Here is a 12,638-nt window from a genome sequence, read left to right on the forward strand (position 1 = left end):
CGGCGCGCGGGTCCCGGCCGGGGGGGGCGGCCGTCCGCCCCGCGCTCCGTACGCCGGCACCACGATCGCCGCCCGGTGTCATGAATCCTCCGGGCCCATCAGGGCCGTCTGGATCTGCACACTCTTGCGCCGGGCGATCCGCAGCCCCCGTCCGGGCGGCAGGATGCGCCCCTTGACGTTGCCGAAGAGATAGCCCTCGGTCGGCGGGCAGGACAGCAGGATTCCGGGGGTGTTGACCTCCTGGAGCCGTCGCATCAGCGGGTCGTTGAGGCCCCGGCCGGCGCCCGCCGCCGAGCGGGCCACGATCATGTGCAGACCGACCTCGTAGCCCAGCGCGAGGAAGTTCGTCAGCCCCTCGAACGGCTGGTTCAGCGGTCCGCCGCCGCCCACCATGTCGTAGTCGTCGACCAGGACGAACAGCCGCGGCCCGGTCCACCAGTCGCACAGCCGCATCCGGGACGGGGCGATGTCCGGGCCCGGCATCCGGGTCTTCACGGCCCGCGCCGCGCCACCGACCAGCTCCTTGAGGGCGTCCAGCGAGACGGCGTGGCCCAGCCGGTACTCGTCGGGGACCGCCTCCACCAGCTCGCGGCGGTAGTCCACGACCATGATCCGGGCCTCGGCGGGGGAGTACCTGGCCATGATCGCCTGCGCCGTGAGCCGCAGCAGGTTGGTCTTGCCGCTCTCCGTGTCGCCGACCACGATCATGTGCGGATTGGTGCTGAAGTCATGCCAGACGGTGCCCATCCGGTCCTCCTCCAGACCCAGCGGCACCCGCAGATCACCCTCGGCGGGCGGCAGCTCGGCCGCCGGGAGCTTCGTCGGCAGCATCCGCACCGGGGGAGCGGGCGGGCCCGACCAGTGCTCGCGCACCGCCGCCACCAGCCCGGCCACGCCGTCCGCGAGGTCATCGGCCCCGGCCACGCCGTCGATGCGCGGCAGCGCCGCCAGATAGTGCAGCTTGGACTCGCGGGTGAGGCCACGCCCCGGGACCCGGGGCACGCCCGCCGCCTTGCGCACATCGATCCCCGAGTCCATCGGGTCGCCCATGCGCAGCTCCAGACGGGTCGCGGCCTGGTCCCGGACCGCCGAGGACAGCTCGACCCAGCGGGCGGTGGTGACGATCAGGTGGACGCCGTAGTTGAGGCCCCGGCCCGCGATGGCGTTGAACGTGGGGATGTGCTGGTCGTACTCCTGGCGGACCGTCGACCAGCCGTCGATGACCAGGAAGACATCACCGTGTTTCTCCCCCGGGAACTCCCCGGCCGCCCGGCGTCGCCGCAGCGTCGCCATCGAGTCGATGCCGTTGTCCAGGAAGAACCGCTCCCGGTGCGCCAGCACCGCGGAGACCTCGGCGATCACCCGGCCGACCCGCTCCTGGTCCAGCCGGGCCGCGACCCCGCCGACATGCGGCAGGCCCACCAGACCCGCGAGCGTGCCGCCGCCGAAGTCCAGACAGTAGAACTGGACTTCGCGCGGGGTGTGGGTGAGCGCGAGAGACGTGATCAGCGTACGGACGAGGGTCGACTTTCCGCTCTGCGGGCCGCCCGCGACGGCGACATGGCCACCGGCCCCGGACAGGTCCACCCGCAGCTCGTCCCGGAGCTGGTCGAAGGGCCGGTCCACGACGCCGACCGGCACCGACAGCCGCCCCCGCCTGGTCAGATCCGTGGTGGTCAGTCCGTACTCGGTGTGCGGCGCGAGCAGCGGCAGCAGCTCGTCGAGCGGCGACGGGTCGGTCAGCGGCGGCAGCCACACCTGGTGCGCGGGCGGCCCGGCGTCCCGCAGCCGGTCCACGGCCACCGACAGCAGGGCGTCGCCGTCCCCGGCCTCGCTCTCGTCCGGCTTCTCCGGCTCGTCCGGAAGGTCGGGCAGCTGCCGCGGCACCACCCAGCCCGCCGTCCACGGCACCACCTGGCTGGCCACCCGCGCCTGGTGGGCCGAGCCGCTGCGCCGCCGGTACGGGCCCGAGACATAGGCCGCGCGGAAGCGGGTCAGCGCCTCGACGCCCGTCTTGATGAAGCCGCTGCCGGGAGTCGGCGGCAGCTCGTACGCGTCCGGCACGCCCAGCACGCCCCGGCTCTCCATCGCCGAGAACGTGCGCAGGCCGATGCGGTACGACAGATGGCTCTCCAGCTGGTGCATCCGGCCCTCGTCCAGGCGCTGCGAGGCGAGCAGCAGATGCACCCCGAGGCTGCGGCCGAGGCGGCCGATCATCACGAACAGCTCCATGAAATCGCGGTGCGCGGAGAGCAGTTCGCTGAACTCGTCGACCACCACGAACAGGCTCGGCAGCGGCGTCAGCGGCGTGCCGTCCGCCCGCGCCTTCTCGTACTCCAGGGCCGAGGTGTAGTTGCCCGCCGCCCGCAGCAGCTCCTGACGGCGCATCAACTCGCCGTGCAGCGCGTCCTGCATCCGGGAGACCAGCGCCACCTCGTCCGCGAGGTTCGTGATCACGGCGGAGGTGTGCGGCAGCTCGTCAAGCCCCAGGAAGGTCGCGCCACCCTTGAAGTCGACCAGCACGAAGTTGAGCGTCTCGGAGGAGTTGGTCAGCGCCAGCCCCAGCACCAGGGTGCGCAGCAGCTCGCTCTTGCCCGAGCCGGTCGCGCCGATCAGCATGCCGTGCGGCCCGGTGCCGCCCTGCGCCGACTCCTTGATGTCCAGCTCCACCGGCACCCCGTCCGAGCCCACCGCGATCGGCACCCGCAGCCGGGCGGATCCGGTGCGGCGCTCCCACAGCGTGGGCGGCTCATGGCGGTACAGGTCCGGGATGCCGAGCAGCGAGGTCAGCTCCACATCGGCGGCCAGCGGCTCGGCCGACTCCGTGGCCAGGCCCATCCGGTACGGGGCCAGATGCTTCGCCAGCGACGCGGCGACGGTCGTGCTCAGCCGGTCGGGCCGGCCGAGCGGGGTGGACTGCTCCTTGCGGTCGCGGTCCGTGCGCACCAGGTTCATGGTCTCGTCGGACACCTCGAACCGCAGCGTGGCGCGCCCCGGCCGCCAGGGCAGCTCGCCGGTGAGGTCGAGCACCACCGTGTTGCGGTGGCCGGGCCCCTCCATGCGGTGTCCGCCGGGCGGCGCGACACCGTCCAGCACGATCACCGTGTACGGCTCCTCGCGCCCCGCCATCGCCTCCGGGTCGAACGGCGGCCGCTCCTGGAACTCCCCGCCGAGCAGGTCGTCCAGCTCGTTCACCGAGGCCACGACCATCCGTACGGAGCCGGCGCCGTCGTTCTCCTGCGCGTGACGATTGTGCGGCAGCCACTTCACCCAGTCCCACTCGGCCCGCTGCTCGTCCGCCGTGACCACCGTGATCCACAGGTCCTCGGGGGAGTGCAGCGTGGCCAGTTGGGCGAGCATCGCCCGGGTCAGCTCCCGGATCCGGGCCGGATCGCCGCGGAACAGCACCCGCGCCCACGTCCGCAGATACACCGCGATGGGCTGGTCGGGGACGGTGGAGTACGCGCGGATGAAGCTGCGCAGCGCGTGCGCGGTGAGCGGTTCCAGGTCCTCCACCGGCTTGGTGGACAGCGGCGAGAGCCGCAGCCCCAGCTTCTGGTCGCCGACCGCGACCCGTATCTCCCCGAAGTCCGGGTCGCCAGGGCGCCGTTCCCACAGCCGGGTGGTGCCCACCAGCGACCACAGCGCGGTCGGCTCCGGATGACGCCACAAAAGGGCGCGCTGCTGCTCCACCACGGCGGCCCGGACCTTCTTCCGGGTCTGCCGCAGATAGCGCAGATAGTCCCGCCGCTCGCCCTTGAGCCGCTGCTTGCGCTCGCTGTTGCGGCGCACGACCTGGCCCAGGATCATGGCGACCGCGGAGACCACCATCATCCCGAGGGCCAGATAGATGAACGCGCCGCTCTTGGAGCCGCCCGGCCGCATGTACATCAGCATCATGGACACCGACATCAGCGCCATCGGCAGGTAGTTCCACACCGCCGAGCTGTCGGGCGTCACCTCCGGGAGCGAGGGCGGCTCCTGGAGGCTCAGTTCCCCTTCGGGCATGTCCGGGCCGCGCCGACGCGCGGGCCTGCGGAACAGGACGGTACTCAAGCGGGTGGTCTCCTTCGGGGCCGGGGGTGCTGCCGGGATGCTGCCAATGGGCTGAGAACAACCGTTGAACGGACGGTGACACGCGCGGCCGGGGCAGGCAGGGCCCGGCCATCAGGGCAGCCGCGGCGGACGGCAGGAGCGGTGAACCCGGGCCGGGGGCAGGAATCCCGGGCCGGTGAAGAAGAGTCTACGATCCGATTCCACGGTTCACTTCGACGGCCGTGACCGAAGCAGGCGGTTCAGCAAGTAGTGTGCAGCCTCCCTGCGCACACGTCCAACGCCCCACACCCCCCACGGAGACTTACCCCGTGTCCCGAACACGTCTCCCGAAGAAGCGTGAGTACTCTCATGACTGACAGCGCAACGGCAGGGCTCTGCCGCGTCACCGTGCGCGCCCCCGCCACCTCCATCGACCTCGCCGTCCCCGCGGATGTCCCCGTCGTCGATCTGCTGCCCACGCTGGTGCGGTACGCGGGTGACGACCTCGCCGAACAGGGCCTGGAACACGGGGGCTGGGTGCTCCAGCGGCTCGGTGGCGAAGCGCTCGCCGAGGACAGCAGCCTCGAATCCCTCGGTGTGCTCGACGGCGAGACGCTCTACCTCAGCCCGCGCACCGACGTCCTGCCCGAGGTCCGGCTGGACGACCTCGTCGACGGCATCGCCACCACCATGGCCGACCGCCCCTTCGGCTGGACGGCGACCATCAGCCGCCGGCTGCTCCTCGGCACGCTGATCCTCACCCTCGCGGCCGGACTCGCCGTCCTCGCGATACCCGGCCCGCCCGCCGAACTGCGCGCCCTGGCCGCGGCCGCCGCCGCGGCGCTGCTGCTCGGCGGCGCCGCCTCGGCCAGCCGCGCGGTCGGCGACGCCGAGGCGGGCGCGGCGCTCGGCTTCGCCGCCGTGCCGTACTGCGCCCTCGCCGGCTGGCTGCTGCCCGGCGGCGACCTCGGCGGACCGCACCCGTACGAGGTGCTCGGCTCCCGGCTGCTCGCCGCGAGCGCCGCGGCGGCGGGCGGCGCGATGCTGGCCGTCGCCCTGGTCGTCGCCTTCGCCGCGCTCTTCGTGGCCGCCGTGGCGGTCGCGGCCGCGGGCGTCCTCGCGGCCGTCCTGATGATGACCGCCGATCTGTCGGCCGCCCACGCCGCCGGTCTTGTCTCCCTGGCCGCCGTGCTCTTCGGGGCGTTCGTGCCCTCGATGTCGTTCCGGCTCTCCGGGCTGCGCATGCCCCCGCTGCCCACCAACGCCCAGCAGCTCCAGGAGGGCATCGAACCGCACTCGCCGTCCGCCGTGGCCGCCCGCACCGTCATCGCCGACGGCTGGATGACCGGCCTGTACGCCGCGGCCGGGGCGATCTGCGCCGGCTGCATGCTGGGCCTCGCGCGCGCCGAGGATCTCCCCGAAATCCTCACCATGGCCGCCCTGTCGGTGCTGCTCCTGCTGCACAGCCGCGGCCTCGGCAACACCCTTCAGCGCCTGTCGCTGGTCGTCCCCGCCCTGTGGGGCGGTGCCCTGCTGATCTACGAGGCGGCCACCTCGTACAGCTCGTCCGGCAAGCTCCTGCTGGTCGGCGGGTTGCTCGCGGTCGCCGCCGCCATCGCCATCGCCTCCTGGACGGTGCCGGGGCGGCGGCTGGTCCCGTACTGGGGGCGGGCGGCCGAGCTGCTGCATTCCGCCATGGCGATCGCCATGTTGCCCCTGTCGCTGTGGGTGCTCGGCGTCTACGGCGCCCTCCGCTCCCTCAACGGATAACGCCCAAGACCGCCCAAGGACGAGTTCTCCATGCAGACCAAACGCGACCAGGTTCAGGCCCATATGTTCCTCATGGGCCGGCTGACCTCCAGCATGCTGCGCTCCGACCCGGACGCGCCCGAGAGCCCCCAGGGCCGCACCAACCGCGGCGTCGCCATCGGCGTGATCATCACCGTGCTGCTGTGCGCCGGGGCCTTCGTCCTCGGCCTCATCTCGCCCGGCCAGAAGGACTCCTGGCGCTCGGCCGGAAATCTGATCGTCGACAAGCAGACCGGCTCCCGCTACCTCTACCTCGACGGACGGCTGCGCCCGGTGCGCAACTACGCCTCGGCGCTGCTGCTCGCCGGCTCCGACCTGGAGACCACCACGGTGGGCTCCAAGTCCCTCAAGGGGACCCCGCTCGGCACGCCCATCGGCATCGAGGGCGCCCCGGACTCGCTGCCCAAGGCGGGTGACCTGTCCGACGACCCGTGGCAGGTGTGTTCGGCGCCCTCGGCGGAGAACGACGGGAAGGTCGGCACCACGCTCGCGGTCGGCGCCGAGACGCCGGGCGACGCGCTCGGCAAGGGCGAGGGGGTGCTCGTATTGGGCCCGGACCGCAACCGCTACCTGCTGTGGCAGGGCAGCAGGCTGCGGCTGGACCGCGACTCGGGCGCGGCCGAGGCGCTCGGCTACGCCACCACCAAGCCGGTGCCGGTGTCGGCCGGGTTTCTGAGCGCGCTGCCTGCGGGCCCCGACCTCGCGCCGCCGGAGACCCCCGGGCTCGGCGATCTCGGGCCGCGGCTGGGCGGCCGCTCCACCCGGGTCGGGCAGGCGTTCGCGCTGGACGTCCCGGGCTCCGACAGCCGCTACTACCTGCTGCGCAAGGAGGGCCTCGCGCCGCTCACCGCGACCGAGCTGGCGCTGGTGCTGGGCGATCCGCAGACCCGCGCCAAGGCGTACGGGGGCCAGGCTCCGGTCGCCTCGCCGGTGACCTCCCAGGCGCTTCAGGGCAATCTCGCGCCGGAGAACTCGCTGAACAAGGGCCCCGGCCAGGCGCCGAGTTCGCCGCCGAAGGCGGTCACCGTGGCCGATGAGCAGACCCCGTGCGTCCGGGTGGCGCCGCAGGGCAAGGGCACCCGGGTCGGGGTCACGCTGGTCGAGGAGCCCGACCTGGGCCCGGTCGCCCAGCACTCCGCGGGCGCTGCCGCAGCCCCCGCGTGTCTGCCCGTGGACCGGATCACCGTGCCGCCGGGCCGCGGCGTTCTCGTACGGGCGCTGGGCGCCGGCGGGGGCCGGGTCGGCAGCACGGTCTACCTGGTCACCGACTCGGGCGTGAAGCACCGGCTGGCGAACCAGGACGCGGTCAAGGCGCTCGGCTACGAGGGCGAGGGTCCGCAGGAGATGCCCTCGCTGATGCTGTCGATGCTCCCCTCCGGCCCGGACCTGTATCCGCAGGCGGCGCAGAACGGCCAGGTCAACGTGACGGCGCCGCGCTGCCGCTTCCCCGGCAAGAGCGAACAAGCGAAAAACAATCTGACGACAACTCAGAAGAACGAGAAGACAAACGAGGCCTCGTAGCATCGCCGTCCTGAAGCCGATCGAGGAGAGGGGCGCGTATGTCTGCCAACGGCATGCAGCAGTCAGAGGAATCCGCGACACGGAACGGCATCCAGGCCCTGGAGATGGCCTTCAGTGGAGTCATGAAGTGCCGCCAGGACGTCGAGTCCACCAAGAACAACCTCATGACCCACTACAAGGGCAGTGACGGTGGCGCCTTCCGGGACCTCGTCACGTCATGGGAGGAGAAGGCCGATGTCATCCTCACCAACGTCCAGGACATGATCGAGACGCTCAACCAGACCCTCGTCGAGCAGGGCAAGCAGCAGGGGTCCTCGAACGAGGCCATCAACCAGGCCTACTCGCAGTCGGACGCGGTCTTCGACACCCTGACCGGCTGATCCGACCGCCGGTTTCCCCACCAACCTTCGGACCCTAGGCGAGACGAGGACAGGCAATGAGCGACTTCACCGACGGCTACATCTACGTCGACTACTCGCACATGAGCAACGCGGCCGACGACATGATCACGCAGACGAAGGCCATCGCGACCACGCTCGAGAACCTGGAGATGGAGCTCAACGAGCTCAAGAACACCTGGATCGGTGACGACAAGGACGTCTACACCCAGAAGCAGCAGGCCTGGGACAACGCGGTCAAGGGGATGGAGGACCTGCTCACGAAGCACTCCGCCCTGCTGACCTCGGTCTCCGAGAACTACCAGTACAGCGAGCAGTCGCTGACGCAGATGTGGGACTCGGTGAAGATCGGCCGCTGACGCCCGCCGGCGGGGCCGGCCCCCGAGGCCGGCTCGCCCATCACACCCCCAGCGGGAAGGACCCGGAGTGGACACCAAGGATCCGAACGAGAAGACGACCAAGCTGACCTTGGACAAGGCCGGTCTCCAGAGTTTCCTCGACAATCGCGTGCTGCCCTTCAAGGACGAGATCCGCAAGATCACCGAGGACGACCCCACGTTCGGTCCCTCGATGGGCTCGCTGATCGGCAAAGAAGACATCAGCATCGAGGATTTCGACTCCTACCAGGCCGGGAAGCCGCTGTCGCTCGGCTGGATGCTCCAGGAGGGCGAAGTCGACGGGCAGGTGGCGAAGCTCAACAAGAGCCTCGCCACGATGGCGGAGAACCTCGTCGAGATCTACAAGGAGCAGACCAAGCTCTTCGGGGACATCGAGGACAACCTGGAGTCCACGATCTCCACGCTGTTCTCCACCCAGAGCGGCAATCTGACCACCATCGACGGCCAGGAGTTCCTGGACATCTTCGAGGACGTGGACGACGACCTCGCCGGCGGCAAGTCCAAGGGTGGCGGCGATGACGACTAGGCGGTGTCCGGTGGGCCTTGACGCTCGCGGGCTCCTTCCCCACCCCGCCCCTTCCCGATACTGGGGCTCCGCCCCAGACCCGAGGTCCAGGGGCGAAGCCCCTGGTTACGGGAAGGGGCGGGGTGGGGGAAGGACCCGCCGGAGACCGCCCAGGGGCTGAGCGTCCCGCCGCCCCCGTTACAGCCCGCCCCCCACCCGCTGACCGGCCCGCCGGAGGTCTCGCGCCATGTCCAAGAAAGTCCCCGTCGCCCACTCCGACAACGACTGGTGGGCCAGGGCTGTTCGGGTGCTGACGGGCGTCGTCCTGCCCGCAAGGGCGGACCTCTTCGACAGCCTCCTCGGGAACAACGACATCCCGCTGATGCGGCTGGAGTTCTCCGACTACGACGGCGAGCCCTCCAACGCGATCGTCGAAGCGGTCAACGACATGTCGTGGCGTACCGAGAACTCCGGCTGGCGCATCAACAACACCGACTTCGTGATCCCGTTCTACTCCGGGAAACACGGTCCCATCAGCGGGGCGGCCCCGGGCACCAAGGTCGTGATGAAACAGGCCCGCATCACCCTGCTCGGCACCAACGGCACGGGCGATCCCCCGGCCGGCGGAGTGGTCGTGGGCGGCGAGTTCAAGAGCGGGCTGGGCAAGGACTTCGAGGGCCAGTCGAAGGACACGACCTGGAGCAACGTCGGCCTGTCGCACTACAGCTACGGCGGCGGCATGGCGCTTGTGTCGCTGATCAACAACGGCAAGACCACCGGATTCGACTGGTATGGCCTCAGGGTCAACGAGAAGGACGCGGTGGACCTGGATTCCCTCAACAGGTCGGCCGAAGCCCTCGACCGGGCTGCGCGCTTCTTCAAGAACCGGTACGACGACCTCCGGGACTGGGAGTTCGACCTCGGCAAGGAGGAGGCGTCATGGAAGGGAATGGCCGCCGGGGTCTTCCGGGACATGGTCCACGGGATGGCGCGCAACTACAAGTCGTACAACGAGCAGATTCCCCTCCAGGGCAACGGATCCAAGTACGGCAATGAGCTCCGCAAATACCGGCAGGACATCCACAACGCCTCCTATGCGCTGTACAACAAATGGAACACCTGGCAGCTGCTCACCGGAAATCCGCTGCGCTGGCTGCACGACATCCTGCTGGATGTCTCCGAGTGGATCTGGAAGAACAACATCACCAAGGTCCGTTACTACGAGGACTACGGATACGAGTCCTACGACTCGTACCACGCGGTGAAGCTGGACGGCTTCCACGGCGACCACCCGACCTACGGCCAGCTCGAGAGCAAGGAGGCCTGGAAGAAGATCGGCGAAGAGGCCATCAAGAAGTGGCAGCAGTCCGTCGTGGACGTGCTCGGGGAGGCGGGCAAGGCAGCCATCCTCGCCATTCAGAACTCCGTGAACGACCAGGACCTGCCCAAGAAGATCGACACGGAGACCACCAGCCTGAGTCAGGAGTTCGCCAAGGACCAGGCGGCGAAGGAGAAGGCGGACGCCGAGAGGGAGAGGAAGCGGATCGAGGAGGAGAACAAGAGGAAAGAGGAGGAGAACAAGAGGAAAGAAGAGGAGTGGAAGAAGAAGCAGGAGGAGGCCGAGCGCAAGGCCGAGGAGAAGGAGAAGGAGTGGGAGAGGAAGCAGGAGGAGGCTGAGCGCAAGGCGGAAGAGAAGGAGAAGGAGCAGGAGAGGAAGCAGGAGCAGAAGGAGAAGGAACAGGAGGAGAAGCAGCGGGAGCAAGAGAAGAAGCAGGAACAGAAGGAGAAGGAAGCCGAGGCCAAGCAGGCCGAACAGGAGGCCAAGCAGGCCGAGAAGGAAAAGGAGCAGGAGGCGAAGCAGGCCGAGCAGGAGCGCAAGGCCGAGGAGAAGCAGGCGGAGCAGGAGGCCAAGCAGGAACAGAAGGAGAAAGAGGCCGAGGCCAAGCAGGCCGAGCAGGAACGGAAGCAGGAGGAGCGGTACAAGGAGCAAGAGGCACAACAGCAGGCTGCTACGACATTGGCACGCGCGGAACGCGAGCAGCAGAAGAAGGAGCAGGAGAAGAAGCAGGCGGAGCAGGAGGCCAAGCAGGCCGAGAAGGAGGCGGAACAGGAGGCCAAGCAGGCCGAGCAGGAGCGCAAGGCGGAAGAGAAGCAGGCCGAGCAGGAGAGGAAGCAGGAGCAGAAGGAGAAGGAAGCCGAGGCCAAGCAGGCCGAGCAGGAGGCCAAGCAGGCCGAAAAGGAGAAGGAGGCGGAAGCCAGACAGGAGGAGCAGGAACAGAAGCGCATTCAGACCGAGAGCGAGTACGAGGCCAAGCAGAAGGAGCAGGAAGCCAAGCAGGAGCAGAAGGAGAAGGAGGCCGAAGCCAAGCAGGCCGAGCAGGAGGCCAAGGCCGAGGCCAAACAGGCGGAGCAGGAAGCCAAGCAGGCCGAGCAGGAGGCGAAGCAGGAGCAGAAGCAGAAGGAGGCCGAGGCCAAACAGGAGAAGCTGGAGCGCGAACAGGAACAGCGCCAGGCCGATGCGGAGAAGCGCTACGAGCGCCAGAGCCGGGAGCTCGGCGGCGGGAGCCCCGGGCGGTACGAAAGCCCGGACCTGCCCTCCGACCTGCCCGACGACTACGGCGGCCAGAGCCCCTCGCTCGACCGCAGCAGCGGCACCACGACCCTCAACCCCGACCGCACGGTCACCCTGGAGTACCCGGACGGCACCTCACGGACGATCGATGTGCCGGGCGGCGACATCTCCACGGTCCTGCCGGACGGTTCGACGGACTTCGACACGCTGCGCCCCGGTGACTCGATCACCAACAGCGATGGCAGCATCACGACCCTGGAACGGGACGGGACCCTCAACACCGAGTTCCCCGACGGCAGCAGCACCCGGATCGACCCGGAGCAGGGGCTGATCACCAACCGCCAGCCCGACGGGACCACGACCACCACCCCGATCGAGTCGGGTGAGACCCTGCCGAGCAACCTCGGCAGCTCCTCCAACCTCCACTCGCCGTCGAGCTCTTCCTCGTACGACGGCCTGTACGGCGGCGGCTATGAGGACGACCTGTACGACTCCACCCCGTACAACAGCACGCCGTCCGGCAACGGATATGGTGCGGACGGCAGCTCGTCCGGTGGCGGCATGCCGATGCTGCCCCCCGGCACCCGGATGAACGGGTCCATGAGCGGCGGCGCCGGTTCCGGCGACACCGAGCGGGTCCGAGGGGTGTACGACGACCCCACCCAGCCCATCGTGCGGCGTCTCGGCGGCTCCCGGCCGTCCGGTTCGAGCTACCAGGAAGAGGAGATCGTCGCGGCCCGCGGCGGCGGGATGTCCACCGCCGGCGGCATGCCCTTCGCCCCGCCGATGGGTGGCGGCATGGGCGGCGGCCAGCCGCAGACCCAGAGCTCCGACCGCGAACGGGCGGCGTGGCTGGAGGAGGACGAGGACGTCTGGGGCACGGACGAGGGCGGCGCTCCGGCCGTCATCGGGCGTTGAGAGCGGCGAGGAAGGCGTAGCGATGGACAGGGAATCGATCAAGGATCAGCTGGCCCGGGCCATGGCTGACATGGAGCGGACCCAGCAGGCCGTGGCGCAGGCCAAGGCGCAGCTCAGGACGGCCGCCGTCACGGCGCGGTCGCGGGACCGCGCGGTCGAGGCGACCGTCGGCGCGCAGGGACAGCTCGCCGATGTGAAGTTCCTCGACGGCAGGTACCGCACCATGGCTGCGGCGCAGCTCGCGGCCTCGGTGCTGGAGGCGGTGACCCAGGCCCAGGCACAGATGGCCCAGACGGTCATGGACACCTTCCGGCCGCTGTCCGACAGCGTGAGCGGCGCCCCGCGCCTCGACGGTGTCGGCATCGAATGGGACGAGATCTTCGCACCGCTCGCGGACACCGCCTCGAAGGGCCGGGCCGCGCATGCCCGTTCCAGCGACCGGCTGCGAGACGAGATCCACGAGGACGGGGACCGGAGGTAGG

General features: G+C 69.8%; 8 protein-coding genes. 7 read left to right on the plus strand and 1 reads right to left on the minus strand.

The window, feature by feature from the left end; translation table 11 throughout:
- Positions 1-78: 78 nt before the first annotated feature.
- On the minus strand, positions 79-4,056 hold the full coding sequence (eccCa, locus tag ABTY62_RS27790; protein WP_352132135.1) for a type VII secretion protein EccCa: 3,978 nt from the start codon (positions 4,054-4,056) through the stop codon (positions 79-81).
- Positions 4,057-4,404: 348 nt separating this feature from the next.
- Here eccCa and eccD point away from each other — a divergent pair, with 348 nt between their 5' ends.
- From eccD to ABTY62_RS27825, 7 genes are all read left to right on the plus strand, one after another.
- A complete protein-coding gene (gene eccD / locus ABTY62_RS27795; protein WP_352132136.1) occupies positions 4,405-5,805 on the plus strand; it encodes a type VII secretion integral membrane protein EccD in 1,401 nt (466 codons plus the stop codon).
- A gap of 30 nt (positions 5,806-5,835) precedes the next feature.
- Positions 5,836-7,365, plus strand: a complete 1,530-nt coding sequence (gene eccB / locus ABTY62_RS27800; RefSeq protein ID WP_352132137.1) for a type VII secretion protein EccB — start codon at positions 5,836-5,838, stop codon at positions 7,363-7,365.
- 38 nt (positions 7,366-7,403) lie between these two features.
- Positions 7,404-7,745, plus strand: coding sequence for a hypothetical protein (locus ABTY62_RS27805; protein WP_311725522.1), 342 nt, complete (start codon positions 7,404-7,406; stop codon positions 7,743-7,745).
- 56 nt (positions 7,746-7,801) lie between these two features.
- The gene (locus ABTY62_RS27810) at positions 7,802-8,122 is read left to right on the plus strand and encodes a WXG100 family type VII secretion target (protein ID WP_311725523.1); all 321 of its coding nucleotides are present in this window, start codon (positions 7,802-7,804) and stop codon (positions 8,120-8,122) included.
- Positions 8,123-8,189: 67 nt separating this feature from the next.
- Positions 8,190-8,687, plus strand: coding sequence for a type VII secretion system-associated protein (locus ABTY62_RS27815; protein WP_352132138.1), 498 nt, complete (start codon positions 8,190-8,192; stop codon positions 8,685-8,687).
- Positions 8,688-8,913: 226 nt separating this feature from the next.
- A complete protein-coding gene (locus ABTY62_RS27820; RefSeq protein ID WP_352132139.1) occupies positions 8,914-12,156 on the plus strand; it encodes an AAWKG family protein in 3,243 nt (1,080 codons plus the stop codon).
- A 22-nt stretch (positions 12,157-12,178) separates the two neighbouring features.
- Complete coding sequence (locus tag ABTY62_RS27825) at positions 12,179-12,637, plus strand: YbaB/EbfC family nucleoid-associated protein (RefSeq protein WP_352132140.1); 459 nt, start codon at positions 12,179-12,181, stop codon at positions 12,635-12,637.
- The last annotated feature ends 1 nt before the right edge of the window (position 12,638 follow it).

It is taken from the genome of Streptomyces sp. NPDC097640, assembly GCF_040302705.1.
Lineage (GTDB): Bacteria > Actinomycetota > Actinomycetes > Streptomycetales > Streptomycetaceae > Streptomyces.

Coding starts and splice junctions, on each gene's coding strand:
- eccB (WP_352132137.1), top strand. CDS start 5,836: ATGCAGACCAAACGCGACCAGGTTCAGGCCCATATGTTCCTCATGGGC.
- eccD (WP_352132136.1), top strand. CDS start 4,405: ATGACTGACAGCGCAACGGCAGGGCTCTGCCGCGTCACCGTGCGCGCC.
- ABTY62_RS27805 (WP_311725522.1), top strand. CDS start 7,404: ATGTCTGCCAACGGCATGCAGCAGTCAGAGGAATCCGCGACACGGAAC.
- ABTY62_RS27810 (WP_311725523.1), top strand. CDS start 7,802: ATGAGCGACTTCACCGACGGCTACATCTACGTCGACTACTCGCACATG.
- ABTY62_RS27820 (WP_352132139.1), top strand. CDS start 8,914: ATGTCCAAGAAAGTCCCCGTCGCCCACTCCGACAACGACTGGTGGGCC.
- ABTY62_RS27825 (WP_352132140.1), top strand. CDS start 12,179: ATGGACAGGGAATCGATCAAGGATCAGCTGGCCCGGGCCATGGCTGAC.